Raw genomic sequence first — 25,161 nt, 5'->3', positions numbered from 1 at the left:
AGAGAGAACGTTGTGACCAACCCAGAACTGCCTGCGGCATCCGACCGCGTGCGTGACCTGCACGCCAGGATGACCCTCGAAGAGAAGATCGCCCAACTCGTCGGCTACTGGGTCGACCAGGGTGGTGAGGTCGTCGCCCCGCTCGCCGGGGAGATGGCCACCTCGACCAGGTACGACGAAGCCACGCTGCACGGACTCGGCCACCTCACCCGGGTGTACGGCACCCGGCCGGTCGATCCGGTGGAGCGGGCCGAGTGGCTCTGGGCGGAACAGCGCCGCCTGACCTCGGAGACCCGGTTGGGCATTCCCGCCATCGTGCACGAGGAGTGCCTGACCGGCCTCGCCGCGTGGAAGGCCGCGACCTTCCCCACCCCGCTGGCCTGGGGCGCGGCGTTCGACCCCGCCCTGGTGGAGGAGATGGGGCTGCTCATCGGCGGTTCGATGAAACAGCTCGGTATCCACCAGGGGCTCGCCCCGGTGCTCGACGTCATTCGTGACCCGCGCTGGGGCCGGGTCGACGAGTGCATCGCCGAAGATCCCTACGTTGTCGGCACCATCGGCACCGCCTACGTCACCGGCCTGCAGGCGGCCGGGGTGCACGCCACCCTCAAGCACTTCGTGGGCTATTCGGCCACGCAGGCCGGCCGCAACCACGCGCCGGTGCACGCCGGGTCGCGGGAGATCAACGACGTGTTCCTGCCGCCGTTCGAGATGGCCGTGCTCGACGGCGGGGTGCGGTCGGTGATGAACTCGTACGCCGAGATCGACGGCGCACCCGTCGGTGGCACCCCGGAGTACCTCACCGAGATCCTCCGCGACCGCTGGGGCTTCGACGGCGTTGTCGTCTCCGACTACTTCTCGGTGGCGTTCCTGCAACTCATGCACGCCGTCGCCGCCGACCGCGGCGAGGCGGCCGAGCTCGCGCTCACCGCCGGGATCGACGTGGAGCTGCCCACCGGCGACGCCTTCCTCGCCCCGCTGATCGAGCGGGTGCGGGCCGGACAGACCGACGAGGCCCTGATCGACCGGGCCGTGCTGCGGGTGCTGGCACAGAAGGAGGACCTGGGCCTGCTCGACGAGACGTTCACCATGGCGCCGACCGAGATCGACCTGGACTCGCCTGAGCACCGCCGCGTGGCGCGGGTGCTCGCCGAGGAATCCCTGATCCTGCTGACCAACAACGGCGTCCTGCCGCTCGTGGGCGCCGGCGACCGTGGACCGGCCACCATCGCGGTGCTGGGCCCGAACGCCGACTCGACCGAGGCCCTGATGGGCTGCTACTCGTTCGTCAACCACGTGCTCGCGCACCACCCCGACGTGCCGGCTGACCTGGAGATGCCCACGGTGCTGGAGGCGCTGGCGAAGGAGTTCCCCTCCGCCGAGGTCGTGTTCGCCGCCGGCTGCGAGGTGGAGGGCTCTGACTCGTCCGCGATCGCCGCCGCCGTCGAGACGGCTCGCGCCGCCGACGTGGCCGTGGTGGTCGTGGGCGACCGGGCCGGCCTGTTCGGCCGCGGCACCGTGGGCGAGGGCAACGACGTGGAGAGCCTGGAGCTTCCCGGTCTGCAGCGCGACCTGGTGGAGGCCGTAGTCGCCACGGGCACTCCCGTGGTCATGGTGCTGATGACCGGCCGGCCGTACGCCGTGGCGTGGGCCGTCGAGGGCCCGCTGGCCCCGGCAGCGGTGCTGCAGGCGTTCTTCCCCGGCGAAGAGGGCGGCGTGGCGATCGCCTCGGTGCTCTCCGGCGCCGTCGCCCCCACCGGGCACCTGCCGGTGTCGCTGCCCCGGTCCGCCGGCGCGCAGCCGTTCTCCTACCTGCACCCGATCCTGGGTGGGCCGTCGGATGTCACCAGCGTGGACAGCACCCCCGTGCTGCCCTTCGGGCACGGACTCAGCTACACCACCTTCGAGCGCACCGACCTGACGGCCGACGCGGAGGTCGCCGCCGGCGGTACGTTCACGGCGAGTGTGCGCATCCGTAACACCGGCGAGCGGGCCGGCACCGATCTGGTGCAGCTCTACGCCAAGGACACCTACGCCAGCGTCACCAGGCCGGTGGCGCAGCTGCTCGGCTACCACCGCGTCACGCTCGAGCCCGGCGAAGAGGCCCAGGTCACCTTCCGGGTGCCGACCGCCCGGCTGGCGTTCACGGGTCTGCGCCACGAACGCATCGTCGAACCCGGCGCCGTGGAACTGTGGGTGGGGCCCTCGTGTGCCGGCAAGGAGACCACCGCCGAGATCAGCCTCACCGGCGCGGTACACCGGGTGACCCTGGCCGACGGCCGGTACGTGGAGACGTCGGTGCTGCGCGCGCCGGCGGACACCCCGGTGCGCGAAACGGAGACCGCGCGGGCCTGACGCCCCGACCGGGCGGCGGACGGCTCGGCGAACCTGCGATGCGCGGGTCAGGCGCCGGTCCGCGGGTGGCCCGCCACCCGCGAACCGGCGCGTCGCCCGCGCATCGCGGTTGTGCGGCCCGGCTGGCCGGGGTGCGGAGGCCCGGGTGCCGGGGCTCCCGGGTGCAGAGGTGCTGGGTGCAGTGGCGCTGGGCGCAGAGAAAGGGGCGGGCCACCCCGATGACGGCCCACCCCATGCGGGGATGCTTCGTGTGTGGCCTCGGTCGGGCCCTATCAACGGTGCCTCAGGGACACACTTCGGGGAACACCCCCGTATGAGGGGTATGGTAGCCCGATTTCGACTCGGCCGACAGGTCGGGGCGGGTTCCTTTTTCCGATTCGGCACCGCGTTTGGCAGGATGTGCTGACGGGGGCATCCGGCTCTGTGACGGATGTGGCGTGGCGTGTTGTCTCGGCCATCCCGGTGAATGGTGGGGAGAGTCATGATGACGGAGTCGAGCGCGGCGGCGGTGCGGGTCGGAGGTGTGCGCTCCGGCGGTGCGCGGCGGGACGGGTCGGGTGCCGATCTGGACCGGCTCGGAGCGGCGGCGTGGGCCGTGGACGGCGACGCCGAACGGGCCATCGCCTTCGCCGTGGATGTGGCGGTGGACCTGCCCCGGCCGGGCGCCGGGCGCACCAGCGACCTCTTTGATGCGCTGGCCACGATTGCCGCGGCCGACCTCACCGCAGCCCGGGTGCTCGAGGCCCACATCGATGCGCTCAGCATCCTGGCGCAGGCCGACGCAGACGCAGACGCGGTCGAAACGGCAGGGGCAGCGGACCGGAGCTGGGGGGTCTTCGCCGCCGAAGCGCCCCGGCAGCGGGTGAGCGCCACCCGCGAGTCCGATGGCTGGCACCTGGACGGCGGCAAGCCGTGGTGCTCGCTGGCCGGCTCACTCGATCGGGCCCTGGTGACCGCGCACACCACCGCGGAGGGTGTCACGCCCGCCCACCGTCGACTGTTCGCGGTGGACCTGAGTGCACCCGGCGTCACCGTGCAGAACGGCGCCTGGGTGGCGACGGGGCTGACGCAGGTGCCCAGCGGGCCGGTGGACTTCGTCGCCGTGGCCGCCGAACCCGTGGGCGCCGACGACTGGTACCTCACCCGCCCGGGGTTCAGCTGGGGCGGAATCCAGGTGGCCGCCTGCTGGTGGGGCGGCGCCGTCGGTGTGGCCAGACGGCTGGCCGCCGCCGCGGCCGAGCGGGAGCCGGACCAGATCATGCGGGCCCACCTGGGCGCGGTCGACCTGGCCCTGCTGGGCGCGGGCGCGGCGCTGGCGGATGCGGCGGCGATGATCGACGCCGGTGAGGCCGTCGGTGAGGCGGGCACCCTGCTTGCCGCCAGGGTGCGCGGGCTGGTCGCCCGCACCGTGGATGAGGTGCTCGGCCGGGTGGGGCACGCGCTCGGTCCCGCGCCGCTCGCCCTGGACGCCCGGCACGCCAGGCGCACGGCCGACCTCACCCTGTACGTGCGTCAGCACCATGCCGAGCGCGACGATGCCGCCCTCGGCGCCCGCCTGCTCACCGGGGGTGACGCCGCATGGTGAGCTTCAGCCACCACGAGGCCGGCACGAGCGAGCGGATCTGGGCGCAGAACGGCTGGTCGGCCGCGGCCGGCCCGCTGGTCTTGACCGACTGCGCGCGGCTGATCGTGCTGGCCGCGCACCCCGACGACGAGACCCTCGGCGCCGGCGGCCTGATCACCGCTGCCGCCGGGCGGGGTATTCCGGTGACCGTCGTCGTCGCGACCAATGGTGAGGCGTCGCATCCGCATTCGCCCACGCACACCCCGGACGATCTCGCCGCGATCCGGCGGGTGGAGGTGGTGACCGCCGTGCACGCACTGGCTCCGGACGCGCGGGTGCGCCTGCTCGACCTGCCCGACGGTGACCTGACCCAGCACCACAACAGCCTCGAGGAGGCGCTCTGGGACGAAGCCATGACCGATCAGACCGGCGGTGGGTCTGATCGTGAGACGGCGGATGCGGCCGGCGCCGAGACTGCCGCGGGCGCCACGAGTGCGTCCACCTGGCTGGTGGCCCCCTGGCGGCAGGACGGCCACCCCGACCATGCCGTGGCCGGCACGGCGGCGGCGATGGTGGCGCGGCGCACGGGCGCCCGCCTGCTGGAGTACCCGATCTGGGCCTGGCACTGGTCGACCCCGGACGACGAGATCTGGCCGGGCGACGCCGACCCGATCACCAGGTGGCGATGGGACCTGGACGGCACCGCTCTGGAGCACAAGCGGATCGCGCTGGCCGCGCACGGCAGCCAGGTGGAGCCACTCTCTGACCGGCCGGGTGACGAGGCGATCGTGAGCCCTGGATTCGCCGCCCACTTCGACCGGGACCACGAGACGTTCCTCGGCGCAGCGGTCGACACCGACGCAGCAACCAACACCGACACCGGCCCGACCGTGGCCGGGTCGGCCGGGGAGAGCCTCACGGCCGGGTTCTTCGAGGACTTCTACGCCGGCTCGGTGGACCCGTGGGGCTTCGAAACCCGCTGGTACGAGGCCCGCAAGCGTGCCGCCACCCTGGCGGCGCTGCCGCTGGCCCGGTACGGCGACGCCCTCGAACTGGGCTGCTCCATCGGCGTGCTCAGCCGGGAGCTGGCCGAGCGCTCCGACACCCTGCTGGCCACCGACATCAACGAGCAGGCCCTCGCGGTGGCCCGCGACCGCCTCGCCGACCTGCCCGGCGTCACCGTGGAACGGCGTGTCCTGCCCGCCGAGTGGCCGGCCGGCACCTTCGACCTGGTGGTGCTATCGGAGATCGGCTACTATTGCTCCCCGGCCGACCTGGCCGTGCTGCTCGAGAACTGCCGCGCGAGCCTGCGCCCAGGTGGGACGCTCGTCGCCTGCCACTGGCGCCACCCGGTGGGGGAATACCCCCTCGGCGGCGATGATGTGCACGCGGCGCTCGCCGCACTGCCCGGCCTGGACCGCACGGTGCGGCACCTGGAACGCGATTTTGTGCTCGAGGTGTACGAGCCGCAGCCGGCGCCATCCGTGGCACAGCGGGAAGGTCTGGCCTGATGGGCAACCGGATCGACCACCTCATCGTGGTGGTGCCTGCGCGCAACGAGGAGAGCCGGCTGCCGCGCTGCCTGGCCGCGCTCGCCGACGCCGTACAGGCTGTGACCGAGGAGTTCGGCGCCGATGCCCCCACCATCTCGGTGGTCGTGGTGCTGGACCTCTGCACCGACGCATCCGCCGCTGTGGTGGCCGGCTGGCCGCAGTTTCAGGCGCTGGAGGTGACGGCAGGGTCGGTCGGCTCAGCCCGCCGGGCCGGCGTGGCACTGCTGCTGCCGCCCAGTGCCGGCGCGGCGGCGAATACCTGGGTGGCCACGACGGATGCCGACTCTGCGGTGCCCAGACGATGGCTGGCGGTGCAGCTGGCCCTGGCCGGCGCCGGCACCGAGCTGGTTCTGGGCACCGTGCTGCCAGACGAGGAACTGCCGGAGCAGGAACGCGCCCGCTGGCACGGGGTGCACACCCTCGTCGACGGGCATCCGCACGTGCACGGCGCCAACCTGGGCGTGCGCGCCGACCGTTACCTGCAGGCGGGCGGGTTCAGCGATGTCGACTCCGACGAGGATGTACTCCTGGTGACGGAACTGCGCCGGCTCGAGGCCAGGGAATGCCGCACCGCGCTCATCCCTGTGCTCACCTCCGGCCGGCTGCAGGGCCGGGTTCCCGGTGGCTTCGGCGGCTACCTCGCCGGCCAGGTGGCGGCACGCTGACAACCCGGGCCGGCGGCCGAAGGAACCAGGAGGCGGCCAGAACCGGTTACGGCGTCTCGACGACCGTGAGTTCTGGACGCTTCGGCGGGCGGCCGTCACCGGAGGACTTACCGGTCAGCCGGCGGCCGATCCAGGGCAGCACGTAGGCGGCGTAGTACGCGGCGGTGTCCTGGATGCGTTCGCGCGGTGCGGCCTCACCGGCCTCACCGTTCGTCCAGCCGGCCGGGATCGGCACGTCGAGGGCGCTGAGCACACTCGTGGCGACCCTGGTGTGCCCGCGGGCGTTGAGGTGCAGCTTGTCGGCCGACCAGAACCGGCTCTGGGTGAGGTCGGTGTCGACCCAGTTGTCGACCAGGGTCACGCCGGGCTTGCTGAAGGTCGCCCTGGCCGCCTCGGCGAGCCGGTCGCCACGCTTCTGCATGAGCGAGCCGAGCGGCAGGTGCCTGGACGGGTTGCCGCCGCTGAGCACCACCACGTGGATGCCGTCGGCCACGGCCCGGTCCACCACCCGGTCGAGCAGGTCGACCACGTAGGAGATCTCCACCCGGGGCCGCATCATGTCGTTGCCGCCGCCGCAGACGGTGAGGAGGTCGGGCTTCATGGCCAGAGCCGGTTCGAGCTGGTCGTTCACGATCGGGCCGAGCAGCTTGCCGCGGATGGCGAGGTTCGCGTACGACACCGGCTCGACGGCTGCGGCGGCCAGGCCGAGCGCGACGAGGTCGGCCCAACCGCGCACCTGGCCGTCGGGCAGGTCGTCGCCGACACCCTCGGTGAAGCTGTCACCCATCGCCACGTACCGTCGGTAGGGCTGCGTGCTGCGGGGCGGAGTGGCCATGGCGTTCGTGGGTTACTCCTTGGGCAGGTTGAGCCGGCTGACGATGGCGTCGCGGGCCTGCTGAGCGGCGCGGCGTACGTCTTTGTCGGGGTCGCGCAGGCGCACCGCAATGGTGGGGATGTCCTGCTCGCGACCCTGCACGGCGAGGGCGTTGAGGGCGGCGACCCGCACGCGGGGCACCTCGTCTGTCGTGGCCTTCACCAGCTTGGGCGCCACATCCAGCCCGCGCAGCAGCACGACCTTCGCGCACATTTCACGGATGCGCCAGGCCTCGTTGTTGAGGCCGACGACCACATAGGGGGCGGCGGAGTCGTTCCAGACGTGCAGCAGGGCGCGGGCGCCCCACAGCTCGGGCCAGTACAGGGCGGGGGCACCCTCGAGGATGCCGAGGGCGTGCCGGCCGCCGACGTAGAGCAGGAAGTCCTTGCCGGCGTTCTTGCCGCGCATCAGGGCGACGGAGTGGTCGACAACGACGGACTCGCCGTAGTGCTCGACCGCCTTGGCGAGGCGTTCGTCGGTGGGCAGGTCGATCGGAAGATCGGGGTGGGGAGTCAGTTTGTTATGCATAACGTGTCCACGTTATCCCTCACAGCGGGTATCGGCATGCCTGACACAAACCGTCACAGTGATTTGGCCCGCGGCGTTGCAATTGACACACTCGGAAGTACTGCGGTAATAGGCCGCGGAGAATCCTCAGGAACCGCCGTGATATCCGTACAGCATGTATCCAAGACCTTCCGCTCCGGCGGTACCGTCACCGCTGCCCTGCAGGATGTCTCGCTCGAGGTTGCCGAGGGCGAGATCTTCGGCGTGATCGGCCAGAGCGGCGCAGGCAAGAGCACCCTCATCCGTGCCGTCAACCTGCTCGAACGGCCAGACTCCGGCACCGTGACCGTGGACGGCGACGAACTCACCGCGCTATCGCCGGCCGCGCTGCGAACCGCCCGCCGCAAGATCGGCATGGTCTTCCAGCACTTCAACCTGCTCGCCGGGCGCACCGTGCGCGGCAATGTGGAACTGGGCCTCGAGATCATCGGCGTCGACGGTGAGCAGCGCCGCCGCCGGGCGCTGGAGATCCTCGAGCTGGTCGGCCTCGATGACAAGGCCGGCGCGTACCCGTCCGAACTCTCCGGCGGGCAGAAGCAGCGGGTGGGCATCGCCAGGGCGCTGGCCGGCAACCCCAAGGTCCTGCTCTCCGACGAGGCCACCAGCGCCCTCGACCCCGAAACCACCCGGTCGATCCTGGACCTGGTGAAGAAGATCAACACCGAACTGGGCCTGACGGTGCTGCTGATCACGCACGAGATGGATGTCGTCAAGCGCGTCTGCGATTCTGCCGCGCTGATCGAGGGCGGCCGCATCATCGAGCAGGGCCGCATCGTCGAGCTGATCTCCACCGCCGGCTCCCGCCTCGCACACGAACTCTTCCCGCTCGGTGACCCGCCGTCCCGTCCTGGTGACACCGTCATCGACATCACCTTCAGCGGCGGCTCGGCCGACAGTCCCGTGATCGCGCAGCTCGCCCGCACCTACGGCCTGGACGTCTCCATCCTCGGCGCCGCGATCGAAACCATCGGCGGCAACCAGGCCGGCCGCACCCGACTGGCCCTGCCGGGCAACCCGGCCGGACACGCCGCGCCCATCGCGGACCTGCGCCGGCAGGGCATGCTCGTCGAAATCGTGGGGGAGTAACCGTGATCGATCCATCCGCACCCGACTTCTGGTCTGGTCTGTTCCAGGTGCTGCTCGTCGGCACCGGTCAGACCCTGTACATGGTGGGCGTCTCGCTGCTGATCACCATCATCGTGGGACTCCCGCTGGGCATCCTCTTGGTCGGCACCGAATCCGGCGGCCTGTTCGAGAGCCCGTTCGGCTCCCGCCGTGCCGGCCGGGTGATCAACCGGGTGCTCGAATTCGTCGTCAACCTCGGCCGCAGCGTGCCGTTCATCATCCTGATGGTGGCGCTGATCCCGTTCACCCGGCTGGTGGTCGGCACCTTCATCGGCCCCACAGCGGCGATCGTGCCGCTGGCCGTCGTGGCCATCCCGTTCTTCGCCCGGATGGTGGAGATCGCCATCAAGGAGGTCGACACCGGCCTGATCGAGGCGGCGGAGTCGCTCGGCGCCACCCGCTGGCAGATCGTGTCGAAGGTGCTCGTGCCCGAGGCGCTCTCGCCGATGATCCTGGGCCTGTCCACCACGGTCACCTCGATCATCAACTTCTCCGCCATGGTCGGCACCGTCGCCGGTGGCGGGCTGGGCGATGTGGCCGTGCGCTACGGCTACCAGCGATACAGCACCATCCACATGGTGGCCGTGATCATCGTGATCTTCGCGATCGTGATGGTGCTGCAGGGGTTGGCGACGTTGCTGGCCAAACGGTTCGCGCACAAGTCCCGGCCCACCCGCGCCGAGAAGGCCTCGCCCGCGCTGCGCGCCAGCGTGATGCCAGGCACCTGACCTCCCAGACCCACCCCGGCCGCGTCGAAGTCAGCATGACGGCGTGGCCATCCCAGCCCACCCCCCACGAGAAGAGCCCTCCCATGCAGTTCACCTCCCGCAGCACGCGCCTTGCCGGTGCCACCGTCGCCCTCTCCGCCGTCTTCGCCCTCACCGCCTGCGCCGGCTCCTCCGACGAGCCCGCCACGCCCGCCGCCGACGGCGACCTCGGCACGATCACCGTGGGCGCCCTGGCCACCCCGGCCGGCGACATCCTCGAGTTCGTGCAGGAGAACCTGGCCGCCGACGCCGGCCTGGAGATCGAATTCCAGGAGTCCACCGACTACAACACCCCCAACGTGGCGCTCTCCGACGGCTCGATAGACGCGAACCTGTTCCAGAACGACACCTTCCTGGAGACCTACAACACCCAGGCCGGCGGCAGCCTGGTGAGCGTCGGTGAGATCTACCTGCCCAGCGCCGCGTTCTACAGCGACTCCGTCGACTCGCTCGACGACCTCAAGGACGGCGCCACCATCGCCATCCCCAACGACCCGACCAATGAGGGCCGCGCGCTCAAGATCCTCGCCGCCGAAGGCCTGATCGAGACCACCGACGAGCCCATCTCGATCGCCGACATCATCGACAACCCGCGCGACTTCGAGTTCCAGGAAATCGAGAACGCCACCCTGCCGCAGGCCGTGCAGGACGTCGACGTCGCCTTCGTCACCATCTCGTTCGCGCTGCCGGCCGGTCTCACCGCAGAGCAGGCGATCCTGATCGAGGGCTCGGACAGCCCGTACTTCAACGTGCTGGCCACCACGCCGGAGCTCGAGAGCGACCCGCGCATCGTCAAGCTCACCGAATTGCTGCTCTCCGACGAGACGCAGGCATTCATGGACGAGACCTGGGGCGGCCTGGTCATCCCCGCCGTCTAGTCACGTCAGGTTCGTTCGACGCCCCGTCTCTCCCGGTTCGGATCCGGTCAGTGGCGGGGCGTTGACGTGAGGTCGTCGAGGCCGAATTCGAACGCCTGCGCGTGGTCGTACGGGCCGTAGCTGTCGATATGGCTGAAACCCAGGCCGCGGTACAGCGCCAGCGCTTCCGGTTGGGCGTGCCCGGTCTCCAGGCGCACCGTGTGGTAGCCGAGCTGACGGGCCAGGCCGGCTAGTTCCCGCAGGGTGCGCATGGCGTGGCCCTGGCGGCGGTAGTCGGGGTTGGTCCACATCCGCTTCACCTCGACGGTCGTGTCGTCGATGCGTCGGATGCCGCCACCGGCGACGGTAGTGCCCTCGTCGAGGAGCACCACGAAAGCGCCGGTCGGCGCGTCGAACTCGGTGGCGTCCACATCGAGCACGGAGTCGCCGGCACCGTTGCCGTAACGAGCCTCGTACTCCTGACGGAGACCGGTGAGCAGGGGTACGACCTCGGGGTCGGTCAGGGCAACTCGTCGATAGTCCACCGGCCAAGTCTGCCCCAGAGCGCCGTTGTCGACAATTCCTCCGCTCTTGGCTCCTCGTCCGGCTCCGCTCTCGTGCCGGCCCTGCCACGCTCGTCGTTCGCGGGCGGGGCGCAAGTACACTCGGTATGTGTCTGTGAATCCAGCAATCCAGGGCCGGGTCTTTCCCGCCGTGCCGCCGTATCTCGTCGGCAGGGAGAAGGTGCGCGAGTTTTCGCGTGCCGTCTTCTCGACGAACCCGATCAACGTCGACCTCGACGCCGCCCGCGCCGCCGGGCACAGCGACCTCGTCGCTCCGCCCACGTTCGCCGTGGTCGTGCAGGAAGCCACCCTCGCTCAGCTGCTCGCCGAGCCGGATGCCGGCATCGACTTCACCCGAGTAGTGCACGGCGACCAGCGCTTCAGCTTCAGCCGGCCGATCGTTGCCGGTGACGAACTCACCGCCACCCTCCGGGTCGCCAGCGTGAAGAGCCTCGGCGGCCACTCGATGGTCACCGCGGAGTCGACGATCGTCGACGCATCCGGCGCCCACGTCGTCACCGCTACCTCCACCCTCGTCGTCAGGGGAGACGAATGACCATCAGCGCACCCGTCACGCCCGCCATCGACAGCCTCACGGTCGGCGACATCGTCGCCGAGAGCAGCTTCCCGCTCACCCGGGATTCCCTCGTGCGCTACGCCGGCGCCTCCGGAGACTTCAACCCCATCCACTACCGCGACGACGTGGCCCACGCGGTGGGGCTGCCCGGCGTGCTCGCGCACGGCATGCTCACCATGGGCCTGGCCATCCAGCCCGTCGTGGACTGGGCGGGCGACCCGGCCAGGGTGCTCGACTACCAGGTGCGGTTCACCCGTCCGGTGCCGGTGGATCCCGACCTCGGCGCCGTCGTGACCGTGGTCGCCAAGGTGGGCGCGCTCGAGGCCGAGGCCGGCGTCGCCCGGATCGACCTCACCGTCACGTTCAACGCGGTGACCGTGCTCGGCAAGGCGCAAGCTCGCGTCTCGCTGGTCTAGGCGGCCATGACGGACCCCGTTGCCCTGTCCAGCCTGACCACCCTGCGCGTCGGCGGTGTGCCCGCGCGCCTCGTCGCCCCTGCCGATGAGGCCGCTCTGGTGCAGGCCGCCCTCGAGGTGTGGAGCTCCGACGAGCCCTGGCTGCTGCTCGGCGGCGGTTCGAACACCGTCGCCGCCGATGCGGGCTTCGACGGCACCGTCATCCACGTCGTCACCCGCGGCATCGAGGTGCTCGACGCCGGGCCGGATGCCGATTCCGGGCCTGTCGTCGACACCGTGCCGGATGCCGACACCGTGCCTGTCGTCGACACCGACGCCGTGCAGGCCGGGCGACCCGTGCGCATCCGGGTGCAGGCCGGGGAGCCCTGGGACGACCTGGTCGCCCGCACCGTGGCCAACGGCTGGGCGGGCATCGAAGCGCTGTCCGGCATCCCCGGCACCAGCGGGGCCGCCCCGGTGCAGAACATCGGTGCGTACGGCCAGGAGCTGGCCAGCAGCCTCGTCGCGATCGACTTTCTGGACTACGAAACCGGCGAGGTGGAACACCTCGCCGCCGCCGAGCTGGGCCTGGGCTACCGCACCTCGGTGCTCAAGCAGGGCAGGCGCGGAGTGGTTCTCGCCATCGAACTTGAGCTGCGCGACATGACGTCGACGGCCGAGGTGCTCGGCAGCGCCCTCGGTCAGCCGGTCAGTTACCCGCAGCTGGCCCAGGCGCTGGGCGTGCAGCTGGGCGATCGGGTGCCGCTGGACGAGCTGCGCCGCAGCGTGCTCGGGTTGCGCGCCGGCAAGGGCATGGTGCTCGACCCGGCCGACACCGACACCTTCAGCGCCGGCTCGTTCTTCACCAACCCGATCGTGACGGAGAGCTTCGCCCGGACCCTGCCGGAGACCGCCCCGCGCTGGAAGCAGGCCGACGTCGATCTGCCCGACCGGGTCATCCCGCTCGACGAGTATGCCGGTGTCGGCCCCATCCCCGGCGCCGAGGTCCTGCGCACGGTCAAGCTCAGCGCCGCCTGGCTGATCGAGAACGCCGGCATCCACCGTGGGTTCAGACTGCCGGGCTCCGCCGCGGCGATCTCGAGCAAGCACACCCTGGCGATCACCAACACCGGCGGCGCCACAGCCGATGAGATCGGCCAACTGGCCCGGTACGTGCAGCAGCGGGTGCAGTCCGACTTCGGCGTGATCCTGCAGCCAGAGCCCGTCTTCGTCGGCTTCGCCCTGTTTTCCTGACCCGCGCTCTCCTGACCCGCGCCGGGTGTCCGATCGAGGGGACATTCGGCCAGGTGGCCTGACCCGCCGAGTTGCCTGACCGGGCCGGGCATCCGTTCGAGGGGGCAGCCGGGCCGGGTTGAGGCGACCGCGCCTGCCCGCGCGTGCCCATGCTCGCCGCCCATGCCCGCCGCTGAGTTGCCAGTTGAGGCCCTCTGCGGCGACCATAACGGGCGCAAAGTGGCAACTCGCGGGGAGCCCGCTCCGGGCGTCGCATCGCGAGTTGCCGCAGAAGTCCCCTTCGGAGTCGCTCAGGGGGGATATTGCGGCAACTCAGCGGGCGGGGCGGGGGATGTGTCAGAGCAGGCGCAGTTCCATCGCCAGGGTGACCGCGCGGGTGCGGTCGCCCACGCCGAGCTTCTCGAAGACGTGCAGCAGGTGGGTCTTCACGGTGGCCTCGCCGATGAAGAGCGACCTGGCGATCTGCGGGTTGCTCTGGCCGGCGGCGACGAGGCGCAGCACGTCGAGTTCGCGAGCCGACAGGCGGGGTGCTGGCGCGGCATCCGCTCGCAACCGCTGCACCAGCCGGGCCGCGATCACGGGCGCGAGCACGGTCTGGCCGCCGGCAACCGACCGCACGCCCTCGATGATCTCGGCCTGCGGAGCGGCCTTGAGCAGGTAGCCGCTGGCGCCGGCGGCGATGGCGCCGAGGATCTGGTCGTCGGTCTCGTAGGTGGTGAGGATCAGCACCCGGGTGGAGGGGGTGTCCGCGAGGATCTGTGCGGTGGCCGCGGCGCCGTCCAGGTGGGGCATTCGCAGGTCCATCAACACCAGGTCGGGGCGCAGCTGTTCGGCCAGCTGCACCGCGGCGAGGCCGTCGGCTGCCTCACCGACCACCTCGATGTCAGCGGCGGCGCCGAGCAGACCCACGATGCCGCCACGCACGATCGGATGATCGTCGGCGACCAGCACCCGGATCATCCGTGCCCGCCCGACAGAACGGCCGGCCCCGCCGCAGTCAGCGGCAGCGTCACCCGCAGCACGGTGCCGGTGGCCGACTCCGCCACGGCCGTGCCGGTACCGGTCGCTCCGGTGCCGGCCGGTGCGACGCCGCGAGTGAGGTTGGCCACCTCGAGGCGGCCGCCGACCAGGGCGACCCGGTCGCGCATGCCCGACAGCCCGAAGCCGTTCTCCGATTCCGGCCGGTAGCCACCCAGGCCCTGACCGTTGTCGGTGACGGTGAGGGTCACCTCCGCAGCCGAACGGTCGATGGTGATGCTCGCCGCGCCCGCCTGGGAGTGCTTGCGCACGTTGGCCAGGCCCTCCTGGGCAGAGCGCAGCAGCACCACCTCGAGCGCGCGGTCCAGCGGGGCAGGGTCGGCGGCGGATCGGCCGAGGCCGGTCAGGTCGAGCGTCACCGTGATCCCCGTCTCCCGTTCGAAGCGGTCCGCCAGCCGGGTCACGGTGTGGGCGAGGTCGCCGTCTCCGGGGTGCACCGGCGACATCGACGCCACGAGGGCGCGGGCTTCGGTGAGCGCGTCCCGGCCGGTCGACTCGATCAGGTCGATGCTGTCTGCCACCGCCGAGGTGTCCCCGGTCACGGCCGACAACTGCAGTCGCGTGCGCTGGCTGAGCATGACCAGGCTCGTGAGGCTCTGCGCGATGGTGTCGTGGATCTCCCTGGCCAGGCGTTCCCGCTCGGCGGCGCTGCCCGCAACCCGGTGCGCCGCCGCCAGCTCGTCCTGGGCCTGGGTGAGCTGCTCCACCAACCGGCGCTGGGCCGCGCCGGCGTCGGCGATGCGGGTGATCCAGGTGCCCATCGCCAGTGCGAAGACGAACGAGATGCCCTCGATCGCCGAGGCCTGCAGGGCAGCGTCGACGGTGCGCCCGATGCCGAACCACAGGCCGAGCCCGGTCGAGACGGCCAGGAGGGCGCTAAGCACGACAGCGCCGGTGAACGACGTCGACAGGGCCCAGAGGATGGGGAAGGCCAGCGCCTGCACGGTGGCCAGGTTGGGGTCGAACGCCGTGGCCGCCCCGCACGCCACGATCAGCGTGATCCGGAAGAGCCGGGCCGACAGCGGGAAGGTCGTGTGGTCGAATCCCGAGTCGCCCGGCATGGCCGACGCGTGCGGCGACCGGAGCATCCGTCGCCCCCAGACCAGGTAGGCCAGCCAGATCGCCGCGAGCGAGAGCAGCCCTCCGGTTCGTTCGGCGGGGCCGGCCCCGTAGCCGTCGATGGTGATCACCGCCAGCACGAGGAGGGATCCGGTGACGATCAGGTCCCACCACCGCCGCGCGTTCATGCGCTAAGCATCCCATGCCCCTGGCGGATCGGGTGCCCACGGCGCATCGGGTGCCCCGGGCGCATCAGGCGTCCTTGCGGATCCAGCGGAAGGTCAGGCGACTGCCGACCAGCCCCACGACCAGCCAGATCAGCAGGGCGAGCAACACCAGGTCCAGTTCCCACGCCCCGTTCTGCTCCTGGGCGGCGAAGTTCTCTGGCAGGAAGACGGCGCGCATCCCCTGCGCCATCCACTTGAGCGGGAACAGGCCGGCGACGTTCTGCATCCACTCCGGCAGCGCGTTGAACTGTAGGTAGACGCCGGAGATGAACTGCAGCACCAGCACGATCGGGATCACGACGGCGGATGCGCTGCGGCCAGACCGTGGCAGGGCGGAGAGTGCGATGCCCAGGAACGCGCAGGTGATCACGCCGAGCAGGAACACCCAGGTGAAGGTGAGCCACTTCTCCGGCTCGGTAGGCAGGGCGATGTCGAACGCGAACCTGGCCACGAGCAACAGCAGAACGGCCTGCAGGATGCCCGTGACGAGCACCTGGCCGATCTTGCCGATGAAGTAGCTCAGCGGCGACAGCGGGGTGCCGCCGAGCCGTTTGAGGGTGCCATCGCCCTTCTCGCCGGCGATGTCGATCGCCAGGTTCTGCAGCCCGGACAGCAGCATCCCAGCCGCCAGCATGCCGGGCAGGTAATAAGCGCCCACACTGATGCCGCCGGAGCCGTCCGGGTTGGTGCCGATGTTGCCCTGGGCGCTGAACGCGGCGGTGAAGATGCCCAGCATGATGAACGGGAACAGGAAGGTGAAGAAGACGGTGTCGGTGGAACGGAAGTACAGCCGGATCTCGAAGCCGATGCGGGCCAGCCCGAGCGGCAGCACGCCGCGGCGGGCCGTGCGGACCCGGTCGGTGCGAGTCTTGCCCTGGGGGGCCTTCGCGGGCTGCCCGCCTGGCTGGGTGTTCAGGGTCGCGCTCATGCGAGCACCTCCGCGTTCTCCGGGCTGGTCGCGGTCTCGGCGGCGTGCCGGCGAACCAGGCCGAGGTAGATGTCTTCGAGGCTGGGTCGCAGCACCTGCAGATCGGCCGGCTCGCCCCCGGCCGCGGCGGCGAGTTCCGCCACGACCCTGGCGGGGGTGTCCGTGCGTTGCTCCCGCACCGCACCGGTGCCGTCACGCCACCGCACCAGCGGGATGCGGGCGGTGGGGCCGCCGAGCTCGCCGATGGTGCCGATGTCGATCAGCCGGCCGCCCACGATGATGCCGGCCCTGTCGCTGAGTTCGGCGGCCTCGTCGAGGTTGTGCGTGGTGAGCAGGATGGTGGTTCCCTCGGCCTTGAGCGAACGGATGAGGTCCCAGAACTGGTGCCGCGCCTCGGGGTCGAAGCCCGTGGTCGGTTCGTCCAGGAACAGGAGTTCCGGCCGTCCGATGATGCCGAGCGCCACATCCACCCGGCGCTGTTGCCCGCCGGAGAGCTTGTGGATGCGGGTCTTGGCCTTGGACTCGAGGCCGACCGCGGCGATCACCTCGTCGACCGAGCGTGGGTGCGGGTAGAGACTTGCGAAGTGACGCAGCTGTTCGGTCACCGTTGCGTTGCCGCTCTCGCCACTGGACTGCAGCACGATGCCGATGCGGGCCTTCCAGTCCAGACCGCCGTGCTGGGGGTCTTCACCGAGTACGGAGACGTCGCCTTCGGAACGGTCGCGGTAACCCTCGAGGATCTCGATGGTGCTGCTCTTGCCCGCACCGTTCGGGCCGAGCAGCGCGAACGTTTCACCTGGCTGGATGTCGAAGCTGATGTCGGTGACGGCGTCGACGTCGCCATAGGACTTGCTCAGTCGCGTCACGCGCACCGCCGGAGTGGGAGTTGTCATGTACTCAGAGTCGCCCCAGGAGTCTCATGCGGCAACACCCTGCCGACCGACCACGGCATCCACCGGTCGGTGGATGCCGATAAGGTTCTTCAACAAATCTTTTGGGGGACACCATGACGACCGAACCGACCAATCCGGCCGAACCGGCCAACCCGGCCGAAACCGGGGCACCTGCCGCTGCACCGGACGTCGCCGACGCCGTCTACGGCGGTCCCACCCCGCCAGTGGCCCCGAGTCGACGCGGGTTGCCGCGCTGGGCCTGGTTCCTGATCGGTGGTGGCGCGCTGGTGATGATCGCGTTCGTGGTTGTCGTCGCGATCGTGGTCAACTCGGTCATCGGCGCTGTCACGGCCAACGAGGGCGCAGATCAGCCGGTCGCAGCGCCAACCGGTGAGCCCACGGAGACCGCGCCGCCCACCGATGGCGCAGAACCCTCGGCGACGCCCGGCGCCGGCGTCGCGGACGGGGCGCTCCTCGCCGTGGACGACCAGGCCGACTTCGGTGGGGCGTTCCCGATCTGGGGCTACCCGATGCAGGACGGCTGGGAGATCGTCATCTTCGACCAGGAGGGGGTGAACCAGTCGACCAACGAAGAGCTCGACTGCATGTTCACGTCATCCCAGAACAAGCAGCCGGCCCAGGACCTCGAGGCGACGGATGACCTGAGCGACACCCTCGCGACGATGGAAGCACTCGAACAGGGTGTGTTGGAGAACGGCACGGGGGCCGAGCTGATCGGTGACCTCGACAGCACCGACTTCGCCCTCTCCACCCCGGATGGCCAGGGCCGCATCGAGTTCGTCACCAGCCGGATCGACTTCGTCGACCCGAACCTGCAGCTGAACTACACCAACCAGATCGCCGGTCGGGCGATGCCGCAGGCCGAATCGTTCATGTACGTCGTCGTGACCTGCCCCACCGCTCTGGTCGACGCCGGCGACAGCCCCTTCGAGGAGCTGCGCGCCGGCCTGCAGGTGCTCGTCGAGTAAGGCTTAGGCGAAGAGCTTCTGGAGGCGCTGGATGCCCTCCAGGAGCGCGTCGTCGCCGAGCGCGTATGACAGTCGCAGGAACCCGCTGGGGCCGAAGGCCTCACCGGGGACCGCGGCCACCTCGGCCTGGTCGAGGATGAGGTCGGCCAGTTCGAGCGACGAGGTGGGGGTGACTCCACCCCAGCTGCGGCCGAGCAGCCCGGTCACGTCGGGGTAGACGTAGAACGCTCCCTGCGGGGTAGGCGTGCGGATGCCGGGAATCTTGTTGAGCTCGGCGACGATGAGTGTGCGGCGGCGGTCGAATGCGACCCGCATGGCCTCTGCGTCGTCCTGCGGGCCGTTCAATGCGGCGATGCCGGCGCGCTGGGAGATGTTCGACACGTTCGAGGTGAGGTGGGACTGCAGGTTGGCCGCGGCGGTGATCGCATCCTGCGGCCCCACCATCCAACCCAACCGCCAGCCGGTCATGGCGTAGGTCTTGGCGACGCCGTTGACCAGGATGGTGCGGTCGGCCAGGGCGGGAACCGCCTCGACGATCGAGACAGCTTTTGTCGCTTGCCCTGAGCTTGTCGAGGCTTGCCCTGAGCTTGTCGAAGGGTAGGTGAGGTTCTGGTAGATCTCATCGCTGATCACCCAGAGCCCGTGTTCTTCGGCCCACTCGCCGATGGCGCGGGTCTGCTCCTCGGAGTAGACGGCCCCGGTGGGGTTGGACGGCGACACGAACAGGAGCACCTTGGTCTTCTCGGTGCGAGCGGCTTCGAGCTGCTCCACGGTGACGAGGTAGCCCTGGTCGCTGCCGGCGAACACGTCGACGGGGACGCCGCCGGCCAGACGGATCGCCTCGGGGTATGTGGTCCAGTACGGCGTGGGCAGTAGCACCTCGTCGCCCGCGTCGAGCAGGGTGGCGAAGGCCTGGTAGACGGCCTGCTTGCCGCCGTTGGTGACGAGCACCCTGGATGCCGGCACGGCGAGGCCGCTGTCACGCAGCGTCTTCGCGGCGATGGCCTCCCGCAGCTCGGGCAGACCGGCCGCCGGCGTGTAGCGGTGGTTTCGGGGGTCCGTCACGGCCGCCAGCGCGGCCTCGACGATGTGGGGCGGGGTGGGAAAGTCGGGCTCGCCCGCCGCGAAGCTGATCACCGGCCGGCCGGCCGCCTGCAGCGCCTTGGCCTTGCCGTCGACCTTGAGGGTCGCGGACTCCGCGATGGAGCCGATTCTGGTGGAGATCCGTTTGATGTCGTGTGCCACGGTACGAGCATACGGGGCCGCCGAGGGCGAGGAACAGGGGCGCTGGCTTTACAGGGCACTCGCGGTAACCTAGACTCGATCCGGTAGTTGAAATCTGCCAAGCTTCTTTGCGCCTGTTTTGGTCGCACGGATGCCTCACGGTTTCGCTGCATAGGGTGGTGGCTCAATTGGTAGAGCAGCGGTCTCCAAAACCGCAGGTTGCAGGTTCGAGTCCTGTCCGCCCTGCAAGTCGGTGGTCTGTCCATTGGCCCACGAAAGGTGTAACAGGTGGCCCGAAAAGTTATCGACGAACCCAGCGAGGAAATCGTCGCCAACGCGAAAGTGGCCCGCGAAGCAAAGCGCGGTCCGTTCGCTCGGTTGTCCCTGTTTATTTCGCAGGTCCTCGCCGAGCTTCGCAAGGTCGTCACCCCGACCCGCAAGGAACTGCTCAGCTACACCGCAGTGGTTCTCATTTTCGTCGTGATCATGATGGCGCTGGTTTCGGCCTTTGACTGGGTGTTCGCACTCCTCGTCACATTCCTATTCGGCACTCCCAGTTGACTCGTGCCGCGTGAGCGGCGCCGACTGATCATGGCCGACTGATCATGAACGTGGAACTGTGAGCAACACCCGGTGCAGCCTCACGCCCACGCAATAGAAGAAGGATTGATATTTAGTGACTGAGACCAATCGCGACGACGTCGACTGGGCCACCGCTGCCGAGCAGTCCGCCAACGACGACGAGGCGCAGGAGGGCAACACCCTCGCCGCCGACGAAACCTCCGTCGAAGCAGCCGAGCAGGTCGCCCTGCACGTCGAAGATGAGAACGCCGATATCGAAGTCGATCTCGACGCCGCGCTCGACGCCCTCGTCGAGTCCAGCGACCCCGAGGCAGACGCCATCGTCGACGACGCACTCGACATCGACTCCGCCGACGAGGCAGAGGCCGCTGTTGTTGCCGTCAACGACGAGGAAGAGATCGACGGCGACGCATCCGTTGCCGTGGACGCCGACGCCGACGCCGACGCAGAGCCCGAAGACGAGGACCCGTACGAAGCCTTCCGCAAGGAACTGCGCTTCCAGCCCGGCAAGTGGTTCGTCATTCACTCCTACGCCGGCTTCGAACGCCGCGTGAAGTCGAACATCGAGAACCGCAAGCAGTCCATGGCCATGGAAGATTTCATCTACCAGGTCGAGGTTCCGATGGAAGACGTCGTCGAGATCAAGAACGGCCAGCGCAAGATGGTCACCCGAGTGCGCATCCCCGGCTACGTGCTGGTGCGCATGGACCTCAACGAAGACAGCTGGTCCGTCGTGCGCCACACCCCCGGTGTCACCGGCTTCGTGGGCAACGCGCACAACCCCACCCCGCTGCGTTTCGAAGAAGCCTTCGGCATGCTCAAGGGCCTGGTCGAGATCAAGGATGTGCCGGTCACCAAGTCCGGTGCCCCCGGCAAGGCCGCCCAGCGCGTTCTTCCCGCCGAGATCGACTACGAAATCGGCGAGACCATCACGATCAAGGAAGGTTCGTTCGCGGGCCTGCCCGGTTCGATCAGCGAGATCAAGCCCGAGAGCGGCAAGCTCATCGTGCTCGTGTCGCTCTTCGAGCGTGAGACCCCGGTCGAGCTCAGCTTCGACCAGGTCACCAAGCTTTAACAACCTCCCCAAACCACCGCCCCCCGGAAATGCCGGGGACGCGGGAGAACACGGATCTCGACACGCTCGATCAGCGAACTGGCTGGATGAGCGAGATCTGAGTTCGATCATTGAAAAGGAATAGAACATGGCACCGAAGAAGAAGGTTACTGGTCTGATCAAGCTTCAGATCAAGGCCGGCGCCGCCAACCCCGCACCGCCCATCGGGCCGGCGCTGGGACAGCACGGCGTGAACATCATGGAATTCTGCAAGGCATACAACGCCCAGACCGAATCCCAGCGCGGCAACGTCATCCCGGTGGAGATCACCGTCTACGACGACCGTTCGTTCACGTTCATCCTGAAGACCCCGCCCGCAGCGGAGCTCATCAAGAAGGCCGCCGGCGTCGCCAAGGGCAGCGGAACCCCGCACACCGTCAAGGTTGCCAAGCTCACCAAGGCACAGGTTCTCGAAATCGCCGAGGCCAAGATGGTTGACCTCAACGCCAATGACCTCGACGCTGCGTCGAAGATCATCGCCGGAACCGCTCGCTCCATGGGCATCACGGTCGAGGGCTAATACCCCTCACGTTCGATTCGTCGAACACTTCGCCGACAGGCCCGATCGATCCGATCGGCCGACAGGCACCAAGTGGAAGAGCCAGCCAGGCTCACGAAAACCACGCTCTCAGCACATGCATCTACAGGAGATTCAAAATGGCAACCAAGTCAAAGGCCTACCGCGCTGCGGTCGAGAAGATCGAAGCCGATAAGTTCTACACCCCCACCGAAGCCGTCACCCTCGCTCGCGAGACCGGCTCCGCCAAGTTCAACTCCACCGTCGAGGTCGCGCTCAAGCTCGGCGTCGACCCGCGCAAGGCAGACCAGATGGTCCGCGGCACCGTGATTCTTCCTCACGGCACCGGCAAGACCGCCCGCGTCATCGTCTTCGCAACGGGCCCCGCGGCTGAGGCAGCTATCGCTGCCGGCGCCGACGAGGTCGGTGGCGACGAGCTCATCGAGAAGGTGGCCGCCGGCTACACCTCGTTCGACTCCGCCGTCTCCACTCCGGAGCTCATGGGCAAGGTCGGTCGTCTCGGTAAGGTTCTGGGCCCGCGTGGTCTCATGCCCAACCCGAAGACCGGCACCGTGACGCCGGACGTGGCTCGCGCCGTGAACGACATCAAGGGTGGAAAGATCGCGTTCCGCGTCGACAAGCACTCCAACGTGCACTTCGTCGTTGGCAAGGCATCCTTCACCGCCGACCAGCTCAACGAGAACATCGGTGCAGCACTCGAGGAGATCGTTCGCCTCAAGCCGAGCTCCTCCAAGGGCCGCTACATCACCAAGGGCGCCGTCTCGACCACCTTCGGTCCTGGCATCCCGCTCGACGTGAACAGCATCTAAGCATCCGCTTCACGCACCACCAGCAGTAGCCATGGGGCCCGTCGAAAGACGGGCCCTTTGTCGTACCCTGGGGCACCTGGAACCCCCAAAGTGGGGGGAGGCCGGGCGGCATTGGCGGTGTGTGGGTCCGCGCCGGCGTCGGAGTGTGCCACAGTCAAAGAAACGGGACCACGTCCCACGCATCGGAAGGAAAAAGTGCTGGCTACCGGTGGAGAAACCGTCTTTCTGACGCTGCGTGCGCGGATACTCTCTGGGCAGTTGCGCGCCGGCAGCATGCTGCGGGAACAGGCGCTGGCGGTGGAGCTGGGCGTCAGCCGCACGCCGGTCCGGGAAGCGTTGCGGCGCCTGGCCGAGGCCGGTCTGGTCGCGTTCGTTCCCCATCGCGGTGCCACAGTCGTGGCGTGGACCATGGACCAGGTGCGCGAAACCTACGTGGTGCGGGCCGGACTGGAGAGCCGCGCCGCCGGGCTGGCCGCCGGTCTCATCACCACCGACGAGCTGACCACCCTGGCCGCCCTCATCGACACGATGGAGCCCTTCGTGACCGCAGTCGACGACGCGGGCATCTCGGAGCTGGGTCGATTGAACGCCGAATTCCATCGGATCATCGTGCAGGCATCCGGCGTTCCTCAGCTGATGGCCCTCACGACGAACGTGGCCAGGGTGCCACTGATGGCGGATGCGTTCCGGCGGCAGGGAGTGCAGTTTCGGGCTCGGAGCAATCACCAGCACCGCGACATCCTCACAGCGCTTCGCACCAAAGACGCGCTGTGGGCCGAAGTGGCCATGCGGTCGCACATCCTGGGGGCCAGGAACGCCCTGACCGAACACTGATCCGGTCGGATCCGTCCGGTCAGCAGGTCCGTGCCGGCCGGTTCAGCCCTCCAGGGTAGGTGCAGCCGGGTTGACGGAACCGGGGCCGACGGTGCGCGGGCCGACGCTGCGCGGGCCGGCGGACGGGCCTGCGGCGAGAAGATGCCTGCTGTGCGGATGCTGGGGCGCTGTGAGCAGTTCCTGGGCGGAGGCGTACTCGACGATGGTGCCCTCGTGCATGACCGCGACCCGGTCGCAGCGCAGTACGTTCGAGACCCGGTCCGACGCCAGAATGACGGTGAACCCGCGTGTCTGCTGGAGCCCGTGCAGCAGGTCGAGGAAACCGGCTTCGTCCGCGGCATCGAGTCCCCGGGTGGGATGGTCGGCGATGAGCAGCCGAGGCTCACGGATGAGGGCCGCCGCGAGCAGCACCCTCTGCGCCGTTACGCCGGACACCTGATGCGGGTACGCCGCGAGGACGGCGGTAGCGTCTGTGACCCCGACCTCGGCGAGGAGGTCTGGGTCTTGCGTACGTGCGCGGGATGTCGTCGGCCAGCTGGCGGCTATCCGGCTCAGCTGGGCTCCGATCCGAATGTCCGGATCCAATCCGAAGGTGTCTGGCGAGGTGAGGAAACCGATGCCGTGCCCGCGCTGCTGCCGAAGGCGACGTTCGGAGATGCCGATGAGCTCGGTCCCGTCGAAAAGGATGGAACCGGTGACTCGGCCGAAGCCGGGTGGGAGCAGGCCGGCGATGGCCAGACAGAGCAGGGAAGTGCCGTCCTTGGCATCGCCCACGACTGCCAGGCTCTGACCGCGGCTGACGGTGAGGCTGATGCCCGACAGGGGATCGCCGCGCTGGGGAGTCGCGACGGGGACGAGGCAGAGCTCCCGGATGTCGAGGAAATCGGTGGAGCGGAAGCGCATGGATGGCAGGGCGACCGCGGTCGCGGTCTGAACCGGCGGCGTTGGCTCATCCCAGTGGTTCGTCGCCAGGGCGACGCCGACCACGATCACGCCGATAATGCACAGGAGGGCAGCACTCAGCACGAACGGCAGGCTCTCGGACGGCAGGAGAGGAGGCAGGGCGGCGGCGACGGTGGGCGTGGTGAAAACCGTCTGTACGGCCAGGGAGCCGGCGTAGAGAGTGAGGAACTCGACGATCAGCACGAACAGGACCGCGGGCATCGTGCGCTGCAACACGCGGCGGAGGACCAGACCGGTGGTAGGCAGGCCACGGCCGTGGGCCGTCAAGACGTGCCCCTCGAGCGCCACCAGCCGGGTCGCCGTGCGCACCCGCAGCGCGATGACGGCCGCGGCGCCGAACACGATGATGGTGGAGGGGATGAGTAGCGTGCTCAGCACGCTGACTCCGGCCCGGCCACCCGCGCCGGGACCGAGCAGTGTCATCAGTTCCCCCTGGACCATGAACCAGAATGTGCTCACCAGGGCCATCCAGAGCAGGCAGACACAGACTCCGGCGATAACCAGGCTGCGCAGTCTTCTGTCGGTTTGTCGGTCGTGTCGCGCGGCCAGCAGGCCGCCGCCGACGCCCAGGATGCCCGACATCAGGGGAGAGATCACGGTGCCGGCCGTTGCCAGGGGAAGGCGGCCGGAGAGAGCCTGCAGGAGCGCTGCGGGGGGACTCATCAGCCAGGACACCAGGAGGAGGACGCCGGCCGCCAGCACCGACAGGATCAGCACACCCACCCAGCGGCGGGGCCCCGCAACAGCGCGCATGAGTACTCGAATCCAGGTTGGTGCTGCCGAAACGTAAACGACGTGGACGTCAGAATCGAACTGCTGCTAACTGTATGCAAAAAAGGCACAACTC

The 25,161-nt window shown here is 69.3% G+C and carries 25 protein-coding genes and 1 tRNA gene; 17 read left to right on the top strand and 9 right to left on the bottom strand.

Features of this window, described 5'->3' with window-relative positions; translation table 11 throughout:
- The first annotated feature begins 12 nt into the window (after nucleotides 1-12).
- From K2F54_RS12125 to K2F54_RS12110, 4 genes are all read left to right on the top strand, one after another.
- A complete protein-coding gene (locus tag K2F54_RS12125; protein WP_489667115.1) occupies nucleotides 13-2,355 on the top strand; it encodes a beta-xylosidase/alpha-l-arabinosidase in 2,343 nt (780 codons plus the stop codon).
- A gap of 484 nt (nucleotides 2,356-2,839) precedes the next feature.
- Nucleotides 2,840-3,940: an acyl-CoA dehydrogenase family protein gene (locus K2F54_RS12120; protein WP_220606113.1), complete on the top strand. Its 1,101-nt coding sequence runs from the start codon at nucleotides 2,840-2,842 to the stop codon at nucleotides 3,938-3,940.
- On the top strand, nucleotides 3,934-5,430 hold the full coding sequence (locus tag K2F54_RS12115; RefSeq protein WP_220606112.1) for a PIG-L family deacetylase: 1,497 nt from the start codon (nucleotides 3,934-3,936) through the stop codon (nucleotides 5,428-5,430). The genes K2F54_RS12120 and K2F54_RS12115 overlap by 7 nt, the downstream gene beginning before the upstream one ends.
- On the top strand, nucleotides 5,430-6,137 hold the full coding sequence (locus K2F54_RS12110) for a glycosyltransferase family 2 protein (RefSeq protein WP_220606111.1): 708 nt from the start codon (nucleotides 5,430-5,432) through the stop codon (nucleotides 6,135-6,137). The genes K2F54_RS12115 and K2F54_RS12110 overlap by 1 nt, the downstream gene beginning before the upstream one ends.
- Nucleotides 6,138-6,183: 46 nt before the next feature.
- On the opposite strand, the gene K2F54_RS12105 is transcribed toward K2F54_RS12110, so the two are convergent.
- Nucleotides 6,184-6,972: an SGNH/GDSL hydrolase family protein gene (locus K2F54_RS12105; protein ID WP_220606110.1), complete on the bottom strand. Its 789-nt coding sequence runs from the start codon at nucleotides 6,970-6,972 to the stop codon at nucleotides 6,184-6,186.
- A 12-nt stretch (nucleotides 6,973-6,984) separates the two neighbouring features.
- Entirely contained in the window at nucleotides 6,985-7,539 is a 555-nt protein-coding gene (locus K2F54_RS12100; RefSeq protein WP_220606109.1) for a HEAT repeat domain-containing protein, read from the bottom strand.
- Nucleotides 7,540-7,677: 138 nt separating this feature from the next.
- On the opposite strand from K2F54_RS12100, the gene K2F54_RS12095 reads away from it, so the two are divergent.
- From K2F54_RS12095 to K2F54_RS12085, 3 genes are all read left to right on the top strand, one after another.
- Entirely contained in the window at nucleotides 7,678-8,664 is a 987-nt protein-coding gene (locus K2F54_RS12095) for a methionine ABC transporter ATP-binding protein (RefSeq protein WP_220606108.1), read from the top strand.
- Between the two features lie 2 nt (nucleotides 8,665-8,666).
- Nucleotides 8,667-9,431: a methionine ABC transporter permease gene (locus K2F54_RS12090; protein ID WP_308287637.1), complete on the top strand. Its 765-nt coding sequence runs from the start codon at nucleotides 8,667-8,669 to the stop codon at nucleotides 9,429-9,431.
- Nucleotides 9,432-9,514: 83 nt separating this feature from the next.
- Entirely contained in the window at nucleotides 9,515-10,348 is an 834-nt protein-coding gene (locus tag K2F54_RS12085) for a MetQ/NlpA family ABC transporter substrate-binding protein (protein WP_220606107.1), read from the top strand.
- Between the two features lie 47 nt (nucleotides 10,349-10,395).
- Here the strand turns inward: K2F54_RS12085 and K2F54_RS12080 are convergent, their stop codons facing one another.
- Nucleotides 10,396-10,872 (bottom strand): GNAT family N-acetyltransferase, encoded by a 477-nt coding sequence (locus tag K2F54_RS12080; protein ID WP_220606106.1) that lies wholly within the window; start codon nucleotides 10,870-10,872, stop codon nucleotides 10,396-10,398.
- 127 nt (nucleotides 10,873-10,999) lie between these two features.
- On the opposite strand from K2F54_RS12080, the gene K2F54_RS12075 reads away from it, so the two are divergent.
- Genes K2F54_RS12075 through K2F54_RS12065 form a run of 3 tightly spaced genes read left to right on the top strand, consistent with a single transcriptional unit; the run spans nucleotide 11,000 to nucleotide 13,116 of the window.
- Complete coding sequence (locus tag K2F54_RS12075; protein WP_220606105.1) at nucleotides 11,000-11,446, top strand: FAS1-like dehydratase domain-containing protein; 447 nt, start codon at nucleotides 11,000-11,002, stop codon at nucleotides 11,444-11,446.
- The gene (locus K2F54_RS12070; protein ID WP_220606104.1) at nucleotides 11,443-11,883 is read left to right on the top strand and encodes a MaoC family dehydratase; all 441 of its coding nucleotides are present in this window, start codon (nucleotides 11,443-11,445) and stop codon (nucleotides 11,881-11,883) included. The genes K2F54_RS12075 and K2F54_RS12070 overlap by 4 nt, the downstream gene beginning before the upstream one ends.
- Before the next feature lie 6 nt (nucleotides 11,884-11,889).
- Nucleotides 11,890-13,116, top strand: coding sequence for a UDP-N-acetylmuramate dehydrogenase (locus K2F54_RS12065; RefSeq protein ID WP_220606103.1), 1,227 nt, complete (start codon nucleotides 11,890-11,892; stop codon nucleotides 13,114-13,116).
- A gap of 336 nt (nucleotides 13,117-13,452) precedes the next feature.
- On the opposite strand, the gene K2F54_RS12060 is transcribed toward K2F54_RS12065, so the two are convergent.
- The 4 genes from K2F54_RS12060 to K2F54_RS12045 all read right to left on the bottom strand — a co-directional run bounded on the left by K2F54_RS12060 (nucleotide 13,453) and on the right by K2F54_RS12045 (nucleotide 17,261).
- The gene (locus tag K2F54_RS12060) at nucleotides 13,453-14,076 is read right to left on the bottom strand and encodes a response regulator (protein ID WP_220606102.1); all 624 of its coding nucleotides are present in this window, start codon (nucleotides 14,074-14,076) and stop codon (nucleotides 13,453-13,455) included.
- Entirely contained in the window at nucleotides 14,073-15,401 is a 1,329-nt protein-coding gene (locus K2F54_RS12055; protein WP_220606101.1) for a sensor histidine kinase, read from the bottom strand. Before K2F54_RS12055 ends, K2F54_RS12060 begins: the two co-directional genes overlap by 4 nt.
- 64 nt (nucleotides 15,402-15,465) lie before the next feature.
- On the bottom strand, nucleotides 15,466-16,368 hold the full coding sequence (locus K2F54_RS12050) for an ABC transporter permease (RefSeq protein WP_220606100.1): 903 nt from the start codon (nucleotides 16,366-16,368) through the stop codon (nucleotides 15,466-15,468).
- Complete coding sequence (locus K2F54_RS12045; protein WP_220606099.1) at nucleotides 16,365-17,261, bottom strand: ABC transporter ATP-binding protein; 897 nt, start codon at nucleotides 17,259-17,261, stop codon at nucleotides 16,365-16,367. The genes K2F54_RS12050 and K2F54_RS12045 overlap by 4 nt, the downstream gene beginning before the upstream one ends.
- 113 nt (nucleotides 17,262-17,374) lie before the next feature.
- Here K2F54_RS12045 and K2F54_RS12040 point away from each other — a divergent pair, with 113 nt between their 5' ends.
- Nucleotides 17,375-18,250, top strand: a complete 876-nt coding sequence (locus K2F54_RS12040; RefSeq protein WP_220606098.1) for a hypothetical protein — start codon at nucleotides 17,375-17,377, stop codon at nucleotides 18,248-18,250.
- A gap of 3 nt (nucleotides 18,251-18,253) precedes the next feature.
- On the opposite strand, the gene K2F54_RS12035 is transcribed toward K2F54_RS12040, so the two are convergent.
- Nucleotides 18,254-19,495, bottom strand: coding sequence for a pyridoxal phosphate-dependent aminotransferase (locus K2F54_RS12035; RefSeq protein ID WP_220606097.1), 1,242 nt, complete (start codon nucleotides 19,493-19,495; stop codon nucleotides 18,254-18,256).
- 152 nt (nucleotides 19,496-19,647) lie between these two features.
- Here K2F54_RS12035 and K2F54_RS12030 point away from each other — a divergent pair.
- From K2F54_RS12030 to K2F54_RS12005, 6 genes are all read left to right on the top strand, one after another.
- Nucleotides 19,648-19,720 (top strand) — tRNA-Trp (locus tag K2F54_RS12030).
- A 42-nt stretch (nucleotides 19,721-19,762) separates the two neighbouring features.
- On the top strand, nucleotides 19,763-20,035 hold the full coding sequence (gene secE / locus K2F54_RS12025; RefSeq protein WP_220606096.1) for a preprotein translocase subunit SecE: 273 nt from the start codon (nucleotides 19,763-19,765) through the stop codon (nucleotides 20,033-20,035).
- A gap of 115 nt (nucleotides 20,036-20,150) precedes the next feature.
- Nucleotides 20,151-21,131, top strand: coding sequence for a transcription termination/antitermination protein NusG (nusG, locus tag K2F54_RS12020; protein ID WP_220606095.1), 981 nt, complete (start codon nucleotides 20,151-20,153; stop codon nucleotides 21,129-21,131).
- Between the two features lie 127 nt (nucleotides 21,132-21,258).
- The gene (rplK, locus tag K2F54_RS12015; RefSeq protein WP_220606094.1) at nucleotides 21,259-21,690 is read left to right on the top strand and encodes a 50S ribosomal protein L11; all 432 of its coding nucleotides are present in this window, start codon (nucleotides 21,259-21,261) and stop codon (nucleotides 21,688-21,690) included.
- 137 nt (nucleotides 21,691-21,827) lie between these two features.
- Complete coding sequence (gene rplA, locus K2F54_RS12010; RefSeq protein WP_220606093.1) at nucleotides 21,828-22,517, top strand: 50S ribosomal protein L1; 690 nt, start codon at nucleotides 21,828-21,830, stop codon at nucleotides 22,515-22,517.
- 90 nt (nucleotides 22,518-22,607) lie between these two features.
- On the top strand, nucleotides 22,608-23,351 hold the full coding sequence (locus K2F54_RS12005) for a GntR family transcriptional regulator (RefSeq protein ID WP_308287636.1): 744 nt from the start codon (nucleotides 22,608-22,610) through the stop codon (nucleotides 23,349-23,351).
- Nucleotides 23,352-23,393: 42 nt separating this feature from the next.
- Here K2F54_RS12005 and K2F54_RS12000 read toward each other — a convergent pair whose 3' ends face one another.
- Nucleotides 23,394-25,067, bottom strand: a complete 1,674-nt coding sequence (locus K2F54_RS12000; RefSeq protein WP_220606091.1) for an ATP-binding cassette domain-containing protein — start codon at nucleotides 25,065-25,067, stop codon at nucleotides 23,394-23,396.
- Nucleotides 25,068-25,161: the final 94 nt, after the last annotated feature.

Origin of the sequence: Cryobacterium inferilacus, assembly GCF_019599185.1 — a bacterium.
Taxonomy (GTDB): Bacteria; Actinomycetota; Actinomycetes; order Actinomycetales; family Microbacteriaceae; genus Cryobacterium; species Cryobacterium inferilacus.
This window is presented reverse-complemented; position numbering and strand designations above follow the sequence as displayed.

Bases quoted from the DNA above. Each gene is read 5' to 3' on its own strand.
- K2F54_RS12070 (WP_220606104.1), top strand. From the start codon at position 11,443: ATGACCATCAGCGCACCCGTCACGCCCGCCATCGACAGCCTCACGGTC.
- K2F54_RS12000 (WP_220606091.1), bottom strand. From the start codon at position 25,067: ATGCGCGCTGTTGCGGGGCCCCGCCGCTGGGTGGGTGTGCTGATCCTG.
- K2F54_RS12105 (WP_220606110.1), bottom strand. From the start codon at position 6,972: ATGGCCACTCCGCCCCGCAGCACGCAGCCCTACCGACGGTACGTGGCG.
- K2F54_RS12060 (WP_220606102.1), bottom strand. From the start codon at position 14,076: ATGATCCGGGTGCTGGTCGCCGACGATCATCCGATCGTGCGTGGCGGC.
- K2F54_RS12040 (WP_220606098.1), top strand. From the start codon at position 17,375: ATGACGACCGAACCGACCAATCCGGCCGAACCGGCCAACCCGGCCGAA.
- K2F54_RS12115 (WP_220606112.1), top strand. From the start codon at position 3,934: ATGGTGAGCTTCAGCCACCACGAGGCCGGCACGAGCGAGCGGATCTGG.
- rplK (WP_220606094.1), top strand. From the start codon at position 21,259: ATGGCACCGAAGAAGAAGGTTACTGGTCTGATCAAGCTTCAGATCAAG.
- K2F54_RS12100 (WP_220606109.1), bottom strand. From the start codon at position 7,539: ATGCATAACAAACTGACTCCCCACCCCGATCTTCCGATCGACCTGCCC.
- K2F54_RS12120 (WP_220606113.1), top strand. From the start codon at position 2,840: ATGACGGAGTCGAGCGCGGCGGCGGTGCGGGTCGGAGGTGTGCGCTCC.
- K2F54_RS12065 (WP_220606103.1), top strand. From the start codon at position 11,890: ATGACGGACCCCGTTGCCCTGTCCAGCCTGACCACCCTGCGCGTCGGC.
- rplA (WP_220606093.1), top strand. From the start codon at position 21,828: ATGGCAACCAAGTCAAAGGCCTACCGCGCTGCGGTCGAGAAGATCGAA.
- K2F54_RS12085 (WP_220606107.1), top strand. From the start codon at position 9,515: ATGCAGTTCACCTCCCGCAGCACGCGCCTTGCCGGTGCCACCGTCGCC.
- K2F54_RS12110 (WP_220606111.1), top strand. From the start codon at position 5,430: ATGGGCAACCGGATCGACCACCTCATCGTGGTGGTGCCTGCGCGCAAC.
- K2F54_RS12050 (WP_220606100.1), bottom strand. From the start codon at position 16,368: ATGAGCGCGACCCTGAACACCCAGCCAGGCGGGCAGCCCGCGAAGGCC.
- K2F54_RS12055 (WP_220606101.1), bottom strand. From the start codon at position 15,401: ATGAACGCGCGGCGGTGGTGGGACCTGATCGTCACCGGATCCCTCCTC.
- K2F54_RS12045 (WP_220606099.1), bottom strand. From the start codon at position 17,261: ATGACAACTCCCACTCCGGCGGTGCGCGTGACGCGACTGAGCAAGTCC.